The sequence below is a fragment of the Paraburkholderia tropica genome (assembly GCF_900109265.1).
In the GTDB taxonomy this organism is placed as follows: Bacteria; Pseudomonadota; Gammaproteobacteria; order Burkholderiales; family Burkholderiaceae; genus Paraburkholderia; species Paraburkholderia tropica.
The window spans coordinates 1-20,860 of sequence record NZ_FNZM01000018.1; the positions used below are offsets into that span (position 1 = coordinate 1).

The window sequence follows — 20,860 nt, forward strand, 5'->3', positions numbered from 1 at the left end:
CATCCCGAACGTCCATTGGAAGACCTTCATCCGACCATGACCAACGATAGCGCTGTTTGTCGAGAGAGTGCGTTCCCAATGGCACTATGGACGCCTCTGCGGTTGGAGATTCACCGACGAAGAACGTCAGAAGACCCGACGCAAAATCCACGACGAAACGCTCACTACCTCCGATGCCGAACGAATTAGACAGAACCGCCTGTTTTACGTTTAGTTCAGCCAGAGCGCATTCTAAGAACGCGTCAAATTCTTCGTCTTTCACAGGTTTTTGTTTGGTCTGGGAAGGCGTCATTGTCGACGATCTGCGCATCGGTGTCGAACGGCCGTTTGTGGCCGCACTGCGTCTAACGATCGTGCCCAGCGAGCGCAGTGGGCGTGCGCTTAATGCAAGGGGCATCACGCGACCTGATTCGGCCAGTCAAGCATGCGCAATGCGGACGCTCACAACGACGTTGCGCTGTCTATGTCCACTCCGGCCAATGGTTCTAGAATTGCTGCTCTCACCTCGAAACTGCTCCTGATGCTTACAATCCGCCCACTCACCAGCGAGTCGCACAGCGATTGCGCGAACGTGTTGCGCATCTTTCTGGAGGCACCTTCGTACAGTGAACTCGTCGAAGGTCGGCCGCCCTCCGAGGAAGATGTTGACGATTTCTTCAATGGCAAGCCAACCAGTAAGGATACGACGGACAAATTAGTCTTCGGATTTTACGTTGGGCCAGACATGGTCGGCTGTGCTGACGTGATTCGCTCATATCCGAACGATGACTGCGTATGGATCGGGTTGCTGCTTTTCTCAGGACCGCATCAGAGTCGAGGGTACGGACAAACTGCGCTGGCTTTGATCAACGAGATGGCGCGTGAGCGGGGCTACCGGAGACTGCAACTCGCCGCTATTTCGACGAATCCGGGCGCGTTAGCATTCTGGCAACGCGAGGGCTTTGAGACCGCCTATAGCACGACCAATCCGAGATTCATCGGCAACGTCATCGTGATGGAGCGACCAATCAGATAGCGGCGCCGAATGGCTCAAATTGGCCGAACTGAGTCAGATGATCTAACGTTATCGCGACGCGAAAGAACGCGTGCCGCTACGAAGCGCATAATGCGCCGCCCTCCCCAAAAAAACAGCCGAAAACCCCACGGATCAAAGGCTTGAGCCAACCCACCGCAATAGTTAATAAAGCCCGCCGGGGTTCCTCAACCACGTGATCAATCTCGTGAATTACCGGTAACTTCCAATACCCCGCTTCAGCGCCGCTCAGACGTTGAACTGTTTGCCCACGTAATCGATGTGCACGAACATCGCCTGCTGTGCCGCGTCGGGATTGCGGTCGCGAATGGCGTGATAAATCGATTCGTGCTGATCGAGACGATTGCGCGCCTGCATCGCAGCGTTGGCGTTATTGACCGTCGCGTCGTAGGTATTGCTCGCAATATGATCTCGCAGCATCGCGATGACGCTCGCGTAAAACTGATCGAGCAGACGATTGTGCGAGGCCGCCGTGAGCGCCGTGTGGAATTCGCCGTCGGTGGCCGCTTCGGCGTCCACGTCGGCATGAGTCACCGCGTCGCGCATGCGCTCGAGTATGGTCTCGAAGCGTTCGAGTTCATGCGCGGACGAGCGCAGCGCCGCGAAGCGCGCCGCCGCGCATTCGAATACCAGTCGGAATTCGAGCGTTTCCGAGCGCAACGGCGGCGTATCCGTGATCAATTGCAACCACGGCGCCGCGAGCCCCGTGGGTTTCGCACGCAGCAGATAGACGCCGCTGCCGCGCCGCGTTTCGAGCACGCCCTTGCTCGCGAGCCGGCCGATCGCCTCGCGCACCGTCGCCCGCGAGACGCCATACGACTCCGCGAGCGCGCGCTCGGAAGGCAGGCGCTCATCGGCCTGCCAGCGTCCTTCCTGAATGCCTGTCTCGATGCGCCGGACCGTCTGGGCCAGCGCGCCTGTGTTTTTCGAACGACTTTCCACCTTCGACTCTCTGTTCGCTATGCCTGAATGGCGCGGAAAAATGCCGCGTGACGCCGTGGTCCCCGAATTGGCCTGACCAATTTGCGCCTGTCTCCCGCCCGCCCGATCATGTGCTCACGCCGGTCGCCAACGCTCGCGAGCCACTACGACGAGCCACGCCCGGCACCCCGACCCCACAATCAGGAGGCACCATGAGCCAGGCTACGCTCGCCATCAAACTGCACGACCTCGACGACGTGCTGATCGCACGCGGCGCACTCGCCGCCGGTACGATTCTCGCCGATTTCGACGATATTGTTTGCGCCGCCGACATTCCCGCCGCCCACAAGGTCGCCTGCCGCGACGTCGCGCAAGGCGCGCCGGTGCGCCGCTACGGCCAGATCATCGGCTTCGCCACGCAGCCGATTCGCGTCGGCGACCACGTGCATGTCCACAATCTCTCGATCGGTGAATTCGACCGCGATTACGCTTTCGGCGAAGACCTCAAGACCGTCGAGCCCGCGAGCGCGCCGCTGACCTTCAACGGCTTTCGCCGCGCCGACGGCCGCGTGGCCACGCGCAACTATATCGGCGTGATCAGCACGGTCAACTGCTCGGCCACCGTCACGAAGCTGGTTTCGCAGCACTTCAGCACGCCGGGCGCGCTCGATGCGTATCCGAACGTCGACGGCATCGTGCCGATCACGCACAGCTTCGGCTGCTGCATCGACCATCATGGCGAAGGCATCGCGCAACTGCGCCGCACGATCGGCGGCTATGTGAAGCACCCGAATTTCGCGGGCGTGGTCATCATCGGTCTCGGTTGCGAGGCGAACCAGATGGGCGCGATGTTTATCGCCGAGGGCGTCGAGCCCGGCCCGCTGCTCGTGCCGCTCGTGATGCAGGAAGAAGGCGGCACGCAAAAGACCGTGGACGCCGCGATCGCCGCCGTGAAAACCATGCTGCCGATCGCGAATCAATCGGTGCGCGAGCCGCTGCCGGTTTCGCACATCAATATCGCGCTGCAATGCGGCGGCTCCGACGGCTATTCGGGCATCACGGCGAACCCGGCGCTGGGCGCGGCCGTCGATCTGCTCGTGCGTCACGGCGGCACCGCGATTCTCTCCGAAACGCCCGAGATTTACGGTGCGGAACATCTGTTGACGCGACGCGCGATCAGCCAGGAAGTCGGCGAAAAGATCGTCGAGCGCATTCACTGGTGGGAAGCCTACGCGGAACGCGAGAAAGGCAGCATCGACAATAATCCGACGCCTGGCAACAAGGCCGGCGGCCTCACGACGATCCTCGAAAAGTCGCTGGGCGCGGTGGCGAAAAGTGGTTCCTCGCCGCTGATGGGCGTGTATCGCTATGCCGAACCGGTCGACACGCACGGCCTCGTCTTCATGGATGCGCCGGGTTACGACCCGATGGGCGCGACCGGCCAGATTGCCAGCGGCGCGAATCTCGTGGTCTTCACGACGGGACGCGGTTCGTGCTTCGGCGCCAAGCCCGCGCCCTCGATCAAGCTCGCGACCAATTCGCCGATGTATCGCCGCATGGCCGACGACATGGACATCAATTGCGGCGACATCATGGACGGCACCGCAAGCGTCGAGCAAAAGGGCGAAGAGATTTTCCGCATGATCGTCGAGGTGGCGTCGGGCGGCAAGAGCAAGAGCGAAGCGCTCGGCATCGGCAACGAGGAATTCGTGCCGTGGATGATCGGCGCGCAGATGTAACGCCGCGCGCGGCATGCCGTGTGTTTCGCTGCATGCCGCGCCATCGCCTCGCATGACCTTTGAAGAATGAAAACCGGCCGCACGCCCGCATGCGTGCGCGCCAGAATAAGCAGGAGACTCAAGGTGAAAATCAAACAGGCCATCGAACGCTTTCCTGGAGGGATGATGGTCATCCCTCTGCTCTGGGGTAGCGTACTCAATACATTCGCGCCGCGCGTGCTCGGCATCGGCAGTTTCTCGACGCAACTCGCGCATGGCGCGCTGCCGATTCTCGCGGTGTTCTTCGTCTGCATGGGCGCCGAAATTCAGTTTCGCACCGCGCCGCGTGCGCTTCGAAACGGCGCGGCGATCACGATCGCGAAACTCGTCAGCGGTGTGCTGATCGGGCTCGTGGTCAGCAAATTCTTCGGCGCGCAAGGGTTTCTCGGTTTATCCGGCATGGCGATCATCGCGGCCGTCACCAATGCAAACATGGGTCTCTACGCCGCACTGACGCGGCAATTCGGCGATGAAATGGATCGCGGCGCGCTCGCGGTGCTGTCGATCCTCGAAGGCCCGTTCATCACGATGGTCGCGCTCGGGCTGTCCGGCCTCGCGAAGATTCCCGTGCTCGATCTCGTGGCGACGATCCTGCCGATCGTCATCGGCATGGTGCTCGGCAATCTCGACGCCGACATGCGCAAATTCCTCAAGTCGGGCGGCGATCTGCTGATTCCGTTTTTTGCGTTCGGGCTCGGCGCGCAGATCAATCTGCATGCGATTCTCGGCGCGGGTCTGTCCGGCATCGTGCTCGGCCTGATCACGCTCGCGGCAGGCACCGTGTTCAACGTGCTGGCGTCGCGCCTGATGGGCGGCTCGGGCGTCGGCGGCATGGCGGCCTCGACCACGGCCGGCAACGCGGTTGCGACGCCGACCGCGATCGCCGCCGTCGATCCGCGCCTCGGCGCGCTCGTGTCGGTGGCGACGCCGCAAATCGCGGCCTCGACCATCGTCACGTCGCTGCTCGCGCCGTTGATGACGGCGGCTTACGCGCGCTGGCGCGCGAAGCGCACCGCGAGCACCGGGCGCACACACTCGGCTTCGCGCGACGATGCGCATGCAGTGCCGGTTATCGACGTCAACGCCCACGCGGATCGCGTGCATTGATTCAGACCTCGCGCGCGCGACCCGCAAGTTAATGTAAGGTGCGCGCGCATCGAGTGCTGATAAACTCCCGTTCACGCCGGTTCACAGAACGCAATAAAGCGCACGGCCGGCGTTCGATTACCACGCGGGGTTTATATGTACATTCGCATTCTGGCGATTCTTCTGGTCGCCGCCACGACGCTCGCCCTTTCGGCCTGCAATACGATTGCCGGCTTCGGCCAGGACATCACCGACTCGGCGCGCACGGTGCAACACGCGCTCTAACGCACCATCCTCCCGCTCCGCACAACGCAAAAAAAAGCCGACCCGAAGGTCGGCACGGAGCGGTTCCGGGGCTTTGTCGTCGGCGCCCGGAACCAGAGAGAAGCGTTGTTATGTGTTACAGGGGGTTCGTTGCAGCGGCGACTGTTCCGCGTTCATGCGGCGAGCGCCTTGCGGATCGCCGCGGACAATTCGGCCGGGGCGAACTTCGTGATGTAGCCGTTCGCGCCCGCGTTGCGCGCGTGCGCTTCGTTTGCCGCGCCCGTGAGCGACGAGTGAATGATCACGGGAATATGCTTGAGCCGATCGTCGGCCTTGATCTTGCGTGTGAGCATGAAGCCGTCCATCTCGGGCATTTCCAGATCGGTAATCACGAGCGACACTTTCTCGCGCACCGGCACCTTTTCCTGCGCAGCTTCCTCCGCGATCTTCAGCAGCATTTGCCACGCCATTTCGCCGTTCGACGCAATCACATGCGGCGCTTCGAGCGCCGTGAGCGCCTGACCGATCAACGCACGCGCGAAGCCCGAATCGTCGGCGGCGAGAATGCGGCCGCCCGCCGTGCGCAGCGCGTCGCCCACCGCTTCGGGCTTCACGTCTTCGTGCTGCTCCGGGAACACGTCGCGCATCACCTGCTCGACGTCGAGCACCTGCGCGAGACGCGTCTGTCCATTGCCCGCGTCGATGCGCGCGATCCCCGTCACGTAGCCCGACGTGCCGCTCGATTCGGCGCTCAGCACTTCCTTCCATTCGAGGCGGATGATGTCCTCGACCTCCTCCACCGCGAACGCCTGGGTGCCGCGCGAGAATTCGGTGATGAGCAGGATCGCGGGCGGCTTGTCCGACGCCGAACCGATCAGCGAAGCAATGTCGATTACCGGAATGATCTGGCCGCGAATATCGACCGCGCCCACCAGATGCGCGGGCGAACCGGCGATCGGCGTGACTTCCGGCATCGTCACGATTTCGCGGATCTTGAACACGTTGATGCCGTAAAGCCCGCGCCCGGCGCCCGGACGCGCCTCGCCGAGGCGAAACAGCAGGAGTTCTAAGCGGTTGTTGCTGGTGAGCGTGGTGCGTTCGTCGACGCCTGGCTGGATCGTCTTCATGGAATTTGTCTAAGGAATTGCGTCGTTTCTGCGTCGTTTTGGCTGGCGCTCGCCGGGATGCCCTGCGCATCTGTCCCCGCTCTGCACGACCCTCTACCCGGGATATCGGCAGCGCCCGGCGAAGCTTGAACGCGATCGGCCACCCTTTCCTCGCATCCGCCCAAGCTTTCAAAATGCAAACGCCACTCGTTCGAGTGGCGTCTGGATGTCATGCGGCGATCATCACGCCGCGCTCAGGCAGAAATCACGCGATTTTCGCGCGCCCCGCTTCCACGAGACGGCGATAACGCGCCAGCGCCCAGAGCGGGAAATACGCGGTATAGCCGTGATACTTCAGGTAGTAAATGCGCGGGAAACCCGGTGCGTTATGCGAGCGATGCCACCAGAAACCGTCGCTGTCCTGCACCGAGAGCAGATACGCAATCCCGCGCTGCACCGACTCCGATTCGTAGTCGCCGAATGCCATTTGCGCGAGCAACGCCCACGCCGTGAAATTCGACGCGCTCTCGCCGCCATTGGTGCCCGCGAGTTTCGCGTCGATATAGCTGTCGTTGGTTTCGCCCCAGCCGCCGTCCGCGTGCTGGCGCGCCTTGAGCCAGGCAAGCGCGCGCGCGATATACGGCTGGCGCGGATCTTCGCCCGCGAGCGCGAGTCCCGCCAGCACGCTCCACGTTCCGTAAATATAGTTCGTGCCCCAGCGGCCCCACCAGCTGCCGTCCTCGCGCTGCGTCGTCTTGATGTAGTCGATGCAGCGCGCGAGCGAGGCGCGCTCCTCTTCGCGGCCCGTCACGCCGAAACACAGCAGCACGCGACCCGACACGTCTTCGGTCGGCGGATCGAGCAGCGCGCCGTGATCGGCGAACGGAATCGCGTTCAGATACAGGCGGTCGCAATCGGCGTCGAAGGCCGCGAAACCGCCGTTGCGCGATTGCAGACCGCGCATCCAGTCGAGCGCGAGCGACACGCGCGCCGCGTACGGATCGCGGCCCGTCCTGCGCGCCTCCGCGCGACCGCGACGATGCAGCATGGCCGCCACCACCGCGCTGTCGTCGATATCCGGATAGTACGGATTCTCGTACTGGAACGCCCAGCCGCCCGGCGGCACGTCGGGCTGCACGTTCTCGATCCAGTCGCCCTTGAGGTCGTCGACCTGACGCTCGGCGAGCCAGTCGTAAGCGCGCGCGATCTGCCGGTCGAGTTGCGCGACCGGCGTGGAGGCCGCGCGCGTTTCGCCCATTGATCCCGACGCTTCGACGGCTTCTTCCGCAGGCACCGCGAGCGCCTGCTCCAGCGCCATCGTGCTCCACGCAGTATCCCAGACCGGCGAGAGGCACGGCTGGCAATACACGCTGCCGTCCGGGCGCTCGATCAGCAGTTTTTCGAGCGCGTTTTCGCAGTCGCGGCGCAGCGCGTGGTCCTCGGGATAGCCAAGCACGTCCATCATCTGGTAGCTGTAGACGATCGGCGGAAAGATGCCGCCCATGCCGTCTTCGCCGTTCATGCGCTCGGCGCACCACGCTTCGGCGTGACGGATCGCGCGCTTGCGCAGCGCGCCCGGAATCAGCGGTTCGATATGGCGTATCGTGCGGTCGAGCGCGAGAAACAGCTTGCGCACGCCCTTGCCGAGCGGAAAGTAGTCGCGCTCCTCGTCCGGCGGCGTGACGAACAGTTCGGCGATCGACACCGCGTGCGGATTGCGCGCGCGCGCCTTGAGCGAGCAGAGCACGAGCAGCGGCACCATGGTCGTGCGCGCCCAGTACGCGACCTTGTACATCGAGATCGGCACCCACTTCGGGAACAGCACGAACTCGATCGGCATGAACGGCGTGGCGCGCCACGGCACCTGGCCGAAGGTGGCGAGCAGGATGCGCGTGAAAACGTTCGACTTCGCCGCGCCGCCGAGCTTGAGAATGGCGTCGCGCGCGCGCTTCATGTGCGGCGCGTCGGGCGCGTCGCCGGCGGCTTTCAGCGCGAAATAGGCCTTCACGCTGGCCGAGACGTCGGGCGCGCCGTCGACGTAGAGGTCCCACGCGCCGTGCGTTTCGAGACGCTGGATCGCACGCAGATAGCGCGCCATTTTCTCCTGGCGCACGGTGTCGATCTTGCCCATGAAATGCATCATGAGGATGTATTCGGCCGTGATCGTGGCGTCGGATTCCAGCTCGAAGCACCAGCTTCCGTCGGGCGCCTGGCGGCGCGCGAGCGCGTCGCGTCCGCGCACGATGGCGGCGTCGAGCAGCGCCGCGAATGGCAGGTCGGATTTTTTCATGGCGCGAATAATACCATCCGTACGGAATGTTTTGCGCCGCCGCCGGCAATGGTAAGATCGAACCATGAAGAATCTCAACGTCAACGCACCGGCGCGCGCTGCCGGACGCGCCGAAAGCGCTACGAAGCCGCGCGCCACCCGCAAGACGCCGGCGCCCAAAACTCCCGCACAGAGCGCCGCGAAATCCTCGGCGGAATCCACCCGGAAAACCACTCCGAAGCCCGCATCAAAGCCCGCGACGCAATCCGCAGTCCCCGCTTCCGAGGCCCCCGCTTCCGGCACGCGTCGCAAGAAAGCCCCGGCGCAGGTGCGTGCGCAATTGCTGCAGGCCGCGTCCGATATCGCCACCGATCACGGCGTGCAGGCCGTCACGCTCGAAGCCGTCGCGGAGCGCGCCGGTGTGACCAAGGGCGCGTTGCAATATCACTTCGTCAACAAGCAAGGACTCCTTGACGCCTTGTTCGAGCAGACGCTCGAACGCTTCGAGGATCAGATGGAAACGCGCCTCGCCGCCGACCGCAAGGACGCGCGCGGCGCAGCGTCGCGCGCCTATCTGCACACCACCATCGACGAAACGAGTCCGGCCGCCAGCACCAACGTGCTGCGCGTGCTGGTCGCCGCGATGATGACGGACCCCGAGATTCGCGAGCGCTATTCCACGCCGATGCGCAAGTGGACGCGCCCCGATCCGCTGCCGCTCGATCAGGCCGCGCGTCTCATGATCTGCCGTCTCGCGGCGGACGGCCTGTGGATCTCCGACCTGCTCGGCTATCAGGACATGTCGCCCGAACTGCGCGACGAAGTCGTGCGCCAGATCGAGCGCATGACGCTCCTCAAGCCGTAGGCGCGCGCGCCGTCGAGGCCCGCACCACGAGCTGCGGCGCCGAGGTCACGCACACCGTCGCCTCGCGCGGCGCCTTGCGCTCTTTCGCCGCTCGCCCCGTCTGCGCGATCAGCTCGCGCAGCAGCTTCACCGCCAGCCCCGCCGCTTCCGCCGTCGGCACCGCGACCGTGCTCAGCGCGGGCCGCGATTCGCTCGCCAACTGAATGTCGGTGATGCCGACCACCGACAACTGACGCGGCACGTCGAAGCCCAGATCGGCGGCGGCCTGCATCGCGCCCAACGCGGGCAGATCGTTGGTCGTGAACAGCGCGGTGAGATCGGGGTGGCGGCCGAGCAGTTCGCGCGCCGCCGCGTAGCCGCCCTGCGTGGTGTCGGGCGTGAAGATGGTCGGCGCGGCCGCGCCGTCGAGCCCCGCCGCGCGCATCGCATCGAGAAAACCTTCGTAGCGCGCCGCATGAATGCCCGTCGCCTTGCTGCCGACGATCGCGCCCACGCGCCGATGTCCCAGCTCGATCAGATGACGCGCCGCGAGTTCGCCCGCGAGCCGGAAATCCACGGCCACGCACGGCAGCCCCGGCGGTTCGAGCGGACGTTCCCACATGCACAGCACGACCGGCGCGCCACGCGATTCGGTGCGGCGCAGATCGTCGAAATCGAGGTTCGCATTGGTCACGAGCACGCCTTCGGACAGCGTGCCGGCAATCTGCTCCAGATACGCGCGGCCCGTCACCGGATCGCCGTCGGTATTGCAGATGATGAGGAATTGCCCGGTATTGCGCAGCGCATTTTCCACCGCGAGCGCGAACTCGGGATAAAACGGATTGGCGATACTCGGCACCATCAGCGCCATCGTGGGCGCGCGGCCCTCCGCGAGCGCACGCGCGGGCAGATGCGGACGGTAGCCGAGCGCCGCGATCGCCGCCAGCACGCGTTCGCGCGTGGCCTCGCCCACGCGACCGCGTCCGCGCAGCACGTTGGACACGGTCGCGGGCGTGACGCCGGCATGGCGCGCGACTTCGGCAAGAGTGGGCGTGGGCATGAAAGCTCAATATATGGGAATGCGTTTCAACATTTGCCTGATCGCATGCGGCGACGGCACCATAGACCTCGCATTCAAAACGAATCCGGAGACAAGCAACCTGCGATCGCGCCCACGATCGATTTTTTTCGGTTGCCTGATTAAGCGCTTAATCTCCGCTTCGTGCCGATTAAAACATGGAGACGGGACGCATGGCGAGCATTTCCTTGAGAGGCGTGCAGAAGGCCTACGGCGACAACGCGCCGGTGATCCGCGATGTCGATCTGGAGATCGGCAAGAACGAATTCTGCGTGTTTCTTGGACCTTCGGGCTGCGGTAAATCCACCTTGCTGCGCATGATCGCGGGACTCGAAGACGTCACGGACGGCGACGTGTCGATCGGCGGCAAACTCGTGAACGACGTGCCCGCCGCGCAACGCGGCGTGGCGATGGTGTTCCAGAGCTACGCCCTCTTTCCGCACATGACGGTCTACGAGAACATGGCCTTCGGCCTGAAGCTCGCGAAAACCCCGAAAGCCGATATCGACCGCAAGGTGCGCGAAGCCGCGCGCATTCTGCAGCTCGAAGCGCTGCTCGAACGCCATCCGAAAGCGCTCTCGGGCGGCCAGCGCCAGCGCGTGGCCATCGGCCGCGCGATCGTGCGCGAACCGGGCGTGTTTCTCTTCGACGAACCGCTGTCGAATCTCGACGCCACCTTGCGCGGCCAGACCCGCATCGAAATCGCGCGCCTGCACAAGCAGTTCGCCGAAGCGAGCGTGGTCTACGTCACGCACGACCAGATCGAGGCGATGACGCTCGCCGACAAGATCGTGCTGCTGCACAGCGGTCAGGATACCGAACTATATGGCAGCATCGCCCAGGTGGGCGCGCCGCTCGATCTGTATCACCGGCCCGCGAGCCGTTTCGTGGCGGGCTTCATCGGTTCGCCGCGCATGAATTTTCTGGCCGCGACGGTAACCGCCATCGACACGAACGGCGTGAGCGTCACGCTCGACGGCAGCGGCGAAACGCTCACGCTGCCGCGCCAGGGCGGCACGCTCGCAGTGGGCGCGCCGGTCACGCTCGGCGTGCGGCCCGAGCATCTCGAACCCGTGCACGAAGCCGCCGCGCCGCAAGCCGACACGCTCGCGCTCACGCGCAAGGTCACGCTCGTGGAAGCGCTCGGCGAGCACAGCTACGTGCATCTGGACCAGCCCGGCGGCGCGGTGCTGATCGCGAAGGCGCCCGGCGACGCGCGTCTCGGTTCCGGCGACACCGCGCATTTCCGCGCGAGCGCCGCGCTCTGCCATCTGTTCGCGGAAAACGGTTTCGCCGTCGCGCCGCTCGACATCGTCGAGACTCACGCCTGAATCCACGCGCACGCGTTCGATCGATCAGGAATCCGTATCGATTCGGAACGCGCGCACGAACCCAACGAAAAGAGGACACCGCAATGCGTCTTGGAGTTTGCTACTACCCCGAGCACTGGCAGGAAGCGATGTGGAAGGACGACGCCGCGCGCATGAAGGCGCTCGGCATCGAGCAGGTGCGCATCGCCGAATTCGCATGGAGCCGCATGGAACCGTCGCCCGGCGAATACGACTGGGGCTGGCTCGACCGCGCCGTCGACACGCTCGGCAACGCGGGCCTGAAAGTGGTCATGTGCACGCCCACGGCCACGCCGCCGAAGTGGCTGATCGACCGCCATCCGGAGATTCTGCCCGTGGGTTCGGACGGCCGCGTGCGCGCGTTCGGCTCGCGTCGTCACTATGATTTTTCGTCGCCCGAGTATTACGAGGCGTCGAAGCGCATCTGCGAAGCGGTCGCGCAGCGCTACGGCCAGCATCCCGCCGTCGCTTACTGGCAGACCGATAACGAATATGGCTGCCACAACACCGTCGTCAGCTATTCGCCGGCAGCCGTGAAGCGTTTTCGCGAGTGGCTCAAGGCGCGCTACGGCAGCATCGGCGCGCTCAATACGGCGTGGGGCGCGGTGTTCTGGAGCATGGAGTACCGCAGTTTCGACGAGATCGACGCGCCCATCGGCACCGTCACGGAAGCGCATCCTTCGCATCGGCTCGACTATCGCCGCTTTGCGTCCGACGAGGTGCAGCGCTACAACCGCATGCAGGTGGACATCATCCGCGCGCATTCGCCGGGCCGTCCCATCGCGCACAACTTCATGCAGCTGTTCACGGAGTTCGATCACTACAAGGTGGCCGCCGATCTCGACGTGGCATCGTGGGACAGCTATCCGCTCGGCGCGCTCGAGGAGCAGTGGTATGCGCCGGACGTAAAGGCGCGTTATCTGCGCACGGGCCATCCCGACTTCGCGTCGTTCAATCACGATGTGTATCGCGGCATGTCGAAGCTGCCGTTCTGGGTGATGGAGCAGCAGCCCGGCCCCGTCAACTGGGCGCAGTGGAATCCCGCGCCGCTGCCAGGCATGGTGCGCCTGTGGAGCTGGGAAGCGTTCGCGCACGGCGCGGGCTGCGTGTCGTATTTCCGCTGGCGTCAGGCGCCGTTCGCGCAGGAGCAGATGCATGCCGGGCTGAACACGCCCGACAACCGGCTCGATATCGGCGGCAGCGAAGCCGCGCGCGTGGCCGAGGAAATCCGCACCGTGCTCGCCGACGCGCAAGCCGATGCGAATGCGCAGGTGAAAACGCACGTCGCGCTGGTATTCGATTACGAAGCGAAGTGGCTATTCGAAGTGCATCCGCAAGGCGCGGATTTTCACTATCCGCGCTTTGCCGTGGAGTATTACTCGGCGCTGCGCTCGCTCGGTTTCGACGTCGACATCGTGTCCGTGCATGCGCCGCTCGACGGCTACAAGCTCGTGGTCGTGCCGCCCCTGCCCGTGCTGCCCGACGACTTCGCGCAGCGTCTCGCGCAGTCCGGCGCGCAGGTGATCGTCGGTCCGCGCACCGGCTCGAAGACCGTCGATCTGCAGATTCCCGCGAATCTGCCGCCGGGCCCGCTCGCGTCGCTCCTGCCGGTGCGCGTGTGGCGCGTGGAATCGCTGCGTCCCAACGTGACCGAACCGGTCGCGTTCGGCGCGCAAACGGGTCACGCCCGCCACTGGCGCGATCTGATCGAATTGAGCGAATCGAGCGATGCAGCGCAGGACGGCGCGAGCGAAGTCCGCGCGCGTTTCACCGACGGCCATCCCGCTTACGTGAAGCACGGCGCGGTGCACTATCTCGCGAGTCTGTTCGACGACGACGCCACCCAGGCGCTGTTCGCGCGCATCGCCAGCGAAGCGGGACTCGCCCCCACGCCGCTCGGCGACGCCGTGCGCGTGAGCCGTCGCGGCGGCCTCACGTGGGTCTTCAACTACGGCCCCGGCACGCACACGATCGACGCCGCGATCGCCGATCGCGACTTCGTGATCGGCACGCGCGCGATCGAGCCGCAAGGCGTCTCGGCGTACCGCTCGGCAGCAGCATAAAACGCAGGAAATTCAGCAATTTTCGACACAAACGGCAGCACTGACAACGACGTAAAACCAAGGAGACAGGCCATGACCATGCAACCCCGCACCCTGCTCGTCGCCGTCGCGCTCGCGACCGCCGCGTTCACGGGCGCGCTCGCGACCCCGGCACAAGCCGGCACGCTCGAAGTGAACATCGCGTTCAAGGGCGCGAGCCAGCGCGCCGTGTGGACTCAGGTGATCGACGAGTTCAAGAAGACGCACCCCGGCACGGACGTGAAGGTGTCGTTCGTCGACGAGGAAGCGTACAAGGTGCAGTTGCCGAACTGGCTCACGACCGCGCCGCCCGACATCGTGAACTGGCACAACGGCGAGCGCATGGCGTTCTACGCGCAGCGCGGCCTGTTCGAAGACCTGAGCGGCGACTGGCAGAAGAACGGCTGGGACACGATGTATGCGTCGACGAAGGAATCGTCCACGTACAACGGCAAGCAGTACGCCGCGCCCACGGTCTATTACTCGTGGGGCATGTTCTATCGTAAGGACCTGTTCCAGAAGGTCGGCATCGCGAACGAGCCGAAAACCTGGAACGAGTTTCTCGACGACTGCAAGAAGCTCAAAGCCGCCGGCATCACGCCGATCGCCGTGGGCGGACGCGACGCGTGGACACTCGCGGGCTGGTTCGATTATCTCGACCTGCGCCTGAACGGCAACAAGTTCCACCAGCAGCTCATGGCGGGCGAAGTGCCGTACACCGACCCGCGCGTGAAGAAGGTCTACACGACGTGGAAGCAACTGCTCGACGCTGGCTATTTCATCGATAACTCGCTGTCCTACGACCTCGACGCCGCGCAGCCGTTCCTGTTCCAGGGCAAGGCCGCGATGATGCTGATGGGCACCTTCATCACGGGCGGTTTCAGCCCCACGGTGAAGCAGCAGATGGGCTACTTCCAGTTCCCGATCATCGACTCGAATGTGCCGACGGCCGAGGACGGTCCGGTCGAATCGCTGCATATTCCGGCGAAAGCGAAGAACAAGGCCGACGCGCACGCGTTCCTCGCCTTCGCCGAAACGCCTGAAGTGGGCGCGCAGCTCGCGAAGGGTCTGGGCTCGCTGTCGGCCAACAGCAAGTCGCCGGAACCGGAAGACGCGATCTCGAAGATCGGCTTCCAGATTCTCGCGAACACGAAGGGCGGCATCGCGCAGTTCTACGATCGCGACATGACCAAGGAAATGGCCGACGAAGGCATGAAGGGCATGCAGCAATTCATGGCCGATCCGACGAAGATCGATTCGATCCTCGCGCAGCTCGAAGACGCGCGCAAGCGTATCTACAAGAAGTAAGCCGATGGCGGCGGCGCGCGCGATGCCCACGCGATGGCTGCATGCCGCGCGCCGCCTCATGATTCGCACTGGAGGTTTGTGGTGGTTCGCCCCGTGACTTCAACGATCCGTGCCTCGCACGACACGCCCAACGCGTCCGGCCCTTCGGGTGCGTCGAGTTCCGGCAACGGCCACTCGAACGCGCCGCGCACCGCGCCCGCCGCCGGTCGACCGAACCGGCGCATTTCGCCCACCGCGCGCCGCCAGCGCCGCGCCGCGTGCCTCTTTCTCGCGCCCGCCTGCATCATGGTCGCGATCTACGTGGTCTGGCCGATTCTCTCGACCATCCGCCTCTCGTTCTACAACTGGGACGGCATGAGCGACGCGAGTTTCGTCGGCCTCGCCAATTACGTCGAACTCTTTCACGCGCCCACCTTCTACACCGCGCTGAAGAACAACGTCATCTGGCTCGCGCTCTTTCTGCTCGCGCCGCCGATGGGGCTCGCCATTGCGCTCTATCTGAACCAGGCGGTGCCGGGCATCCGCATCGTCAAGTCGCTGTTCTTCGCGCCCTTCGTGCTCTCGGGCGTGGTGGTCGGGCTCGTGTATTCGTGGTTCTACGATCCCACCTTCGGCCTGCTCGCGCTGCTGCTCGGCCACGGCATTCCGGTGCTGGGCGACCCGCACTACGCCACGCCCGGCATCATCTTCGCGGCGCTCTGGCCGCAGACGGCGTACTGCATGATCCTCTACCTGACCGGTCTCACGACGCTCAACAGCGAGCAGATCGAAGCCGCGCGCATGGAAGGCGCGAAGGGCTGGTCGCTGCTGTGGCACGTGATCCTGCCGCAACTGCGCCCGACGACCTTCATGGCCGTGGTGGTGACGATCATCGGCGCGCTGCGCAGCTTCGACCTGATCTCCGTGATGACGGGCGGCGGCCCGTTCGAAAGCTCCACGGTGCTCGCGTACTACATGTACGACCAGGCCATCAAGTATTACCGGCTCGGCTATTCCGCCGCGATCGCCGTCGTGCTGTTCGCGATCATGCTGCTCTACATCGTCTATCACCTGCGCCGTCTGCTGAAGAACGAGCACTGATCGAGCCAAACCGAGGACACGCTCATGTTTCCGATTCCCGTCGACAAATGGAAGCCCGCGCCGCGCCGGCTCTACAAGCTCTCGCTGCCGATCGCGCTCGTGATCTGGCTGCTGCCGATGCTCGCCGTGCTGATGACGTCCGTGCGCTCCACCGACGAACTCAACGAAGGCAATTACTGGGGCTGGCCGCGCCACTTCGCGATGTTCGACAACTATCGCGAAGCGCTCACCGCCTCGCCGATGCTCCATTACTTCTGGAACAGCGTGCTGATCACCGTGCCTTCGGTGGTCTGCGCGATCGCGCTCGCGGCGATGGCCGGTTTCGCGCTCGCGATCTATCGCTTTCCGGGCAATTCAGCGTTGTTCGCGACCTTCGTCGCGGGCAATTTCGTGCCAATCCAGGTGCTGATGATTCCGGTGCGCGACCTCACGCTCAAGCTCGGCCTCTATAACAGCGTGGGCGGCCTGATTCTGTTTCACCTGTCGTTTCAGACCGGCTTTTGCGCGCTGTTCCTGCGCAATTTCATCAAGCAGTTGCCGTTCGAACTGGTGGAAGCGGCGCGCATCGAAGGCGCGAACGAATGGACCGTGTTCTTCCGCATCATCCTGCCGCTGATCCGCCCGGCGCTCGCGGCGCTCGGCATTCTGGTGTTCACGTTCGTGTGGAACGACTACTTCTGGGCGCTGTGTCTCACGCAAGGCGACGACGCCGCGCCGATCACCGTGGGCGTGGCCGCGCTCAAGGGTCAATGGACGACGGCGTGGAATCTGGTGTCGGCGGGCTCGATCCTCGCGGCGCTGCCTTCGGTGGCGATGTTCTTCGCGATGCAGAAGCACTTCGTCGCGGGGCTGACGTTCGGGGCGACGAAGGGGTGAATGCGGGGTGAGTGTGGAGGGGAGCGGGCGGCGCGCGTACACAGCGCCGCCTGGTCGTGCCTAAACGGACAACACCAGTTCGGTGTATTTCGACAGATGCGCGTCGGCGGTCATGAGCCGCAGCGGTTCGGTCAGCGCCTGCGCAACCAGCATGCGGTCGAATGGATCGCGATGAATGTCGGGCAGGCTGCGCACGCAGGCCGCATGCAGCGCGCGCACCGGCAACTCCCGGAAACCGCTTGCCTCGATCTGCTCGACGAGCTGTTCGATATCCACGTCGAGCTTTCCGAGGCTGGATTTAATCGACGCTTCCCAGATGCTCGCGCTGCTGACGTAGACCTCATCGGCGTCGAGGATCAGCTTGCGCGCCACCTTGCTCAGCTTCCGGTCGTCCATCAGCGCCCACAGATAGACATGCGTATCGAGCAGCAAACGCATTAGCGGCCCTCGAAATCGGCGATGACGTGGTCGGGCAGCGGGGCGTCGAAGTCGTCCGCAATCCGGATCTCGCCCTTCATGCCGCCGAACCGGCGTCTGGCCTTCAGCGGCTCGATGGGCACGAGCCGCGCGGCGGGCTTGCCGGCCTTGGCAATCACGATCTCCTCGCCGTTCGCGGCGGCGTCGACGAGCCGCGAGAAATGCGTTTTCGCTTCGTGAATGTTGACCGTGGACATGGCGGCGCTCGTCTGAAATCCGTGGAAGTTAGTCCATCTTAGTCCACTCCTGGCCGCCGAACAACCTGGCCGAATGGGCGACCTTACCGGCCCCCATTTACCGCACTCCCTAACCGCGCTCCGGACTTTACGGACTTGACAGCGCCGAAAGCCTACAAAAACAGCAGCTTAGCGCGCACCGGCGAGATGCTCGCCGCGCGCCCACGCGCAAAACCGCGAAGCCCGGTGCGCCGCCGTGTAAACTGCTGCCTTTTTTGCCTGTTGTGGTATGGTCCCTCCCCCGCAAGGTCCGGCTAAGCGCACGTCGCTAAGCGGTCCGGCCCTCGTTCGCATTCTGGCGCGCTTCGGTGAAACCGAGGTGCTCGCGTCGGAGCAGCCGCTCGCGGACCGGCTGAGCCAATGGCTCGGCTGGACCGACGCGATCGCGCTCTCGACGGTGCTGTCCGCGCCTGCCGCGAGCATGGCGGCGGCAGCGGGCGCGCGCACGAATGGCGCCGACGAGGCGCAACGCGGTCTCGAACTGCGTTCCGCGCTCTCGAAGGCGATTGCCTGCGACGCCCTGCTCGCGCCCGCCAAACGCGCGCTGCGCGGCGCGGCGCTCGCGCAGGCGCGCGCACAGGTGCCGGAAACGCCCGAGATGGACGCCGATTTCGCGCTCTATCGCCAGTGCTACCTCGCGTTGCAGCAGAAGATGGAGATCGACATCGGCGACCTGCGCACGCGTCTGCGCAGCCGCCTCGCCGTGCAATCGGCGCCGATGGCGAAGCTCGCGACGCTCGACGCCGCCATGGAGCGCTCGCTCGCTGCGCGTGAACGCAGCCTGCTCGGTACGGTGCCGGGCCTGCTGGGCGCGCATTTCGAGCGTCTGCGCAAGGCCGCGAAAGCGGCGCAGGCTGAGTTAGAGGCGCAAGCCGACGCCACAAAGCAGGCGGAAGCACCGACCCAAGCGCCAACCGCAGCACCCGCAGCCACGCCAGCCGCCGACACCCCGGCCGGCGCCGCCGCCCAATCGCCCGCCGACCGTGGCGCGCCCGGCCCGCAGGCCTGGCTCGACACGTTCCGCAAGGATATGCAGAGCGTATTGCTCGCCGAACTGGATGTTCGGTTTCAACCGGTCGAAGGGCTCATCGCCGCCCTTCGCGCCCGCTAGCCCAAGCACTATGTCCAGACTTCGAATCGATCTCGTTGTGTTCCTCGCCGGTCTCGTCGCCGTGTGCTGGATCGCCGCCGGCTACGCCGGCACGAACACGCCCGCGCTCGCCGTCACCGTGCTGATCTGCGCCTTCTACGTGGGCGGCGCGCTCGAACTGCATCGCTACCGCAAGGCCACGGCGACGCTCGCGCAGGCCGTCGGCGGCCTCGCGAAACCGCCCGCCACGCTCGGCGGCTGGCTCGACACGCTGCATCCGAGCCTGCGCAGCGCCGTGCGCGCGCGCGTCGAAGGCGAGCGCGCCGCGCTGCCCGGCCCGTCGCTCACGCCCTATCTGGTCGGCATGCTGGTGCTGCTCGGCATGCTCGGCACGCTGCTCGGCATGGTGAACACGCTGCGCGGCACCGGCGCGGCGCTCGACGGCGCCACCGATCTCGACGCCATCCGCGCCGCGCTGTCCGCGCCGATCCGCGGCCTCGGCTTCGCATTTGGCACCTCGATCGCGGGCGTGGCCAGCTCGGCCATGCTCGGCCTGCTTTCCGCGCTGTGCCGCCGCGAGCGCATCGAAGCCGCCCAGCGCCTCGACGCGCAGGTCGCGACCGCGCTGCGCCCGTTCTCGCACGCGCATCAGCGCGAAGCCAACTTCGCGCTGATGCAGCGCCAGGCCGAAGCGATGCCCGCGCTCGTCGAGCGTCTCGAATCGATGATGCAGGCCATCGAACGCCAGGGCGCCGCACAAGGCGAGCGTCAGCTCGCTAGCCAGCAGGCGTTCCTCGGCAGCGCCGAAGCCACTTACACGCGTCTCGCGGCCTCGGTTGGCGAAGCGCTCAAGTCGAGCGCGGCGGAAAGCGCGCGCGCCGCGGGCCAGGCGTTCGCGCCGGTCGTCGAAGCGACGATGGCCGGCCTCGCGCGCGAAAGCGCCGCGCTGCACGGCACGCTCACGCAGGCGGTCGAGCGCCAGCTCGACGGGCTCACGGCGGGCTTCGAAGCCAACACCGCGCGCGTCGCCGGCATCTGGACCGACGCGCTCGCCGAACAACGCCGCTCGGGCGAAGCGCTCGCGCGCGATCTGCACGACGCGCTCGAACGCTTCAACGCGAGCTTCGAAGCGCGTTCCGCGAGCCTGCTGCAAGACGTGACGACGCGCCACGCCAGCGCGAACGCCGAAGTCTCGCAGGCGTGGCACGATGCGCTTGCGCGTCAGGAGCGTGCGGGCGAAAAGCTCGCGGGCGACAACCAGCAGGCGCTCACGCAGGCGGCGGCGACCTTCGAGCAGCACGCGTCGGCGTTGCTGCGCGCGGTCAACGAGGCGCACGCCGACCTGCAGACGCAACTGGTCGCGCGCGACGAAACGCGTCTCGCGGCGTGGACCGACACGCTCGGCGCGATGGGCGCGACGCTGCGCGACGAATGGCAGACGGCCAGCGCGCAGGCGACGCAGCATCAGCAGGCCATCTGCGCAACGCTCGAACAGACCGCGAACGCGATCGCCGCGCAGACGGGCACGCACGCGAGCGGCGCGATCGCCGAAATCGCGCGCGCGGCCGAGTCGGCTTCCGCTGCGTGGCAGGCCGCGAGCACGCAGGCGGCGGAAAAACAGCAAGCCGTGTACGACGCGCTCGCGAAGACCGCGGGCGATATCGCCGCGCACGCCGAAGCGCATACGAACAGCACGATCGCCGAAATCACGCGCACGGCACAGGCCGCGTCGCAAGCGTGGCAGACGGCAAGCACGCAAGCGGCTGAGCGTCAGCAATTCATTTGCGATGCACTCGCGAAAACCGCGAACGATATCACCACGCAAACCGAAGCGCATGCGAGCGGCACGATTGCGGAAATCGCACGCGCTGCCGAAGCGAATGCAAACGCATGGCAAGCTGCGAGCACGCAAGCCGCCGAGCGTCAGCAATTCATTTGCGATGCGCTTGCAAAAACCGCAAACGATATCGCCACGCAAACCGAA

Annotated in this window: 19 protein-coding genes; 12 read left to right on the forward strand and 7 right to left on the reverse strand. The window is 65.2% G+C overall.

Going from position 1 to position 20,860, the window contains the following annotated elements; all coding sequences use genetic code 11:
• Window positions 1-292, reverse strand: a 292-nt coding sequence (locus tag BMY06_RS39970; protein ID WP_208608912.1) for a DUF6882 domain-containing protein, incomplete at its 3' end; no start/stop codon positions are given.
• A gap of 171 nt (window positions 293-463) precedes the next feature.
• Here BMY06_RS39970 and BMY06_RS27530 point away from each other — a divergent pair.
• On the forward strand, window positions 464-1,015 hold the full coding sequence (locus BMY06_RS27530) for a GNAT family N-acetyltransferase (RefSeq protein ID WP_161495550.1): 552 nt from the start codon (window positions 464-466) through the stop codon (window positions 1,013-1,015).
• A gap of 246 nt (window positions 1,016-1,261) precedes the next feature.
• Here the strand turns inward: BMY06_RS27530 and BMY06_RS27535 are convergent, their stop codons facing one another.
• Complete coding sequence (locus BMY06_RS27535; protein ID WP_074986493.1) at window positions 1,262-1,975, reverse strand: FadR/GntR family transcriptional regulator; 714 nt, start codon at window positions 1,973-1,975, stop codon at window positions 1,262-1,264.
• Window positions 1,976-2,166: 191 nt separating this feature from the next.
• On the opposite strand from BMY06_RS27535, the gene BMY06_RS27540 reads away from it, so the two are divergent.
• From BMY06_RS27540 to BMY06_RS40515, 3 genes are all read left to right on the forward strand, one after another.
• A complete protein-coding gene (locus tag BMY06_RS27540; RefSeq protein WP_074986495.1) occupies window positions 2,167-3,693 on the forward strand; it encodes a UxaA family hydrolase in 1,527 nt (508 codons plus the stop codon).
• A 66-nt stretch (window positions 3,694-3,759) separates the two neighbouring features.
• On the forward strand, window positions 3,760-4,839 hold the full coding sequence (locus BMY06_RS27545) for a 2-keto-3-deoxygluconate permease (protein WP_279613548.1): 1,080 nt from the start codon (window positions 3,760-3,762) through the stop codon (window positions 4,837-4,839).
• A gap of 135 nt (window positions 4,840-4,974) precedes the next feature.
• Entirely contained in the window at window positions 4,975-5,103 is a 129-nt protein-coding gene (locus BMY06_RS40515; RefSeq protein WP_260696490.1) for a hypothetical protein, read from the forward strand.
• Window positions 5,104-5,255: 152 nt separating this feature from the next.
• On the opposite strand, the gene BMY06_RS27550 is transcribed toward BMY06_RS40515, so the two are convergent.
• Together BMY06_RS27550 and shc are read right to left on the reverse strand one after the other, a co-directional pair.
• Entirely contained in the window at window positions 5,256-6,209 is a 954-nt protein-coding gene (locus tag BMY06_RS27550; protein ID WP_065058993.1) for a chemotaxis protein CheV, read from the reverse strand.
• 244 nt (window positions 6,210-6,453) lie between these two features.
• Window positions 6,454-8,478: a squalene--hopene cyclase gene (shc, locus tag BMY06_RS27555; RefSeq protein WP_244144326.1), complete on the reverse strand. Its 2,025-nt coding sequence runs from the start codon at window positions 8,476-8,478 to the stop codon at window positions 6,454-6,456.
• 64 nt (window positions 8,479-8,542) lie between these two features.
• Here shc and BMY06_RS27560 point away from each other — a divergent pair, with 64 nt between their 5' ends.
• Complete coding sequence (locus tag BMY06_RS27560) at window positions 8,543-9,322, forward strand: TetR/AcrR family transcriptional regulator (protein WP_080180343.1); 780 nt, start codon at window positions 8,543-8,545, stop codon at window positions 9,320-9,322.
• On the opposite strand, the gene BMY06_RS27565 is transcribed toward BMY06_RS27560, so the two are convergent.
• On the reverse strand, window positions 9,312-10,361 hold the full coding sequence (locus BMY06_RS27565) for a LacI family DNA-binding transcriptional regulator (RefSeq protein ID WP_065058992.1): 1,050 nt from the start codon (window positions 10,359-10,361) through the stop codon (window positions 9,312-9,314). The two genes, BMY06_RS27560 and BMY06_RS27565, sit on opposite strands and share 11 nt — an antisense overlap.
• Before the next feature lie 191 nt (window positions 10,362-10,552).
• Between BMY06_RS27565 and BMY06_RS27570 the strand changes: the two genes are divergently transcribed.
• From BMY06_RS27570 to BMY06_RS27590, 5 genes are all read left to right on the forward strand, one after another.
• The gene (locus BMY06_RS27570) at window positions 10,553-11,710 is read left to right on the forward strand and encodes an ABC transporter ATP-binding protein (RefSeq protein ID WP_074986497.1); all 1,158 of its coding nucleotides are present in this window, start codon (window positions 10,553-10,555) and stop codon (window positions 11,708-11,710) included.
• Between the two features lie 83 nt (window positions 11,711-11,793).
• Window positions 11,794-13,791, forward strand: coding sequence for a beta-galactosidase (locus BMY06_RS27575; protein ID WP_074986499.1), 1,998 nt, complete (start codon window positions 11,794-11,796; stop codon window positions 13,789-13,791).
• A gap of 72 nt (window positions 13,792-13,863) precedes the next feature.
• Window positions 13,864-15,117 (forward strand): ABC transporter substrate-binding protein, encoded by a 1,254-nt coding sequence (locus tag BMY06_RS27580; RefSeq protein ID WP_074986501.1) that lies wholly within the window; start codon window positions 13,864-13,866, stop codon window positions 15,115-15,117.
• Between the two features lie 93 nt (window positions 15,118-15,210).
• Window positions 15,211-16,197 carry a carbohydrate ABC transporter permease gene (locus tag BMY06_RS27585; protein WP_231957420.1) on the forward strand — a complete coding sequence of 329 codons (987 nt, stop codon included), beginning with the start codon at window positions 15,211-15,213 and terminating at the stop codon, window positions 16,195-16,197.
• A 24-nt stretch (window positions 16,198-16,221) separates the two neighbouring features.
• Window positions 16,222-17,073, forward strand: a complete 852-nt coding sequence (locus tag BMY06_RS27590; protein WP_065057895.1) for a carbohydrate ABC transporter permease — start codon at window positions 16,222-16,224, stop codon at window positions 17,071-17,073.
• Window positions 17,074-17,133: 60 nt separating this feature from the next.
• Here BMY06_RS27590 and BMY06_RS27595 read toward each other — a convergent pair whose 3' ends face one another.
• Together BMY06_RS27595 and BMY06_RS27600 are read right to left on the reverse strand one after the other, a co-directional pair.
• Window positions 17,134-17,511 (reverse strand): type II toxin-antitoxin system VapC family toxin, encoded by a 378-nt coding sequence (locus BMY06_RS27595; RefSeq protein ID WP_074986503.1) that lies wholly within the window; start codon window positions 17,509-17,511, stop codon window positions 17,134-17,136.
• On the reverse strand, window positions 17,511-17,747 hold the full coding sequence (locus tag BMY06_RS27600; protein WP_065057893.1) for a type II toxin-antitoxin system Phd/YefM family antitoxin: 237 nt from the start codon (window positions 17,745-17,747) through the stop codon (window positions 17,511-17,513). Before BMY06_RS27600 ends, BMY06_RS27595 begins: the two co-directional genes overlap by 1 nt.
• 268 nt (window positions 17,748-18,015) lie before the next feature.
• Here BMY06_RS27600 and BMY06_RS27605 point away from each other — a divergent pair, with 268 nt between their 5' ends.
• Window positions 18,016-18,897, forward strand: coding sequence for a DUF3348 domain-containing protein (locus tag BMY06_RS27605; RefSeq protein ID WP_074986505.1), 882 nt, complete (start codon window positions 18,016-18,018; stop codon window positions 18,895-18,897).
• Window positions 18,898-18,907: 10 nt separating this feature from the next.
• Window positions 18,908-20,860: DUF802 domain-containing protein (locus BMY06_RS27610; RefSeq protein ID WP_143064441.1), on the forward strand; the 1,953-nt coding region annotated here is incomplete at its 3' end.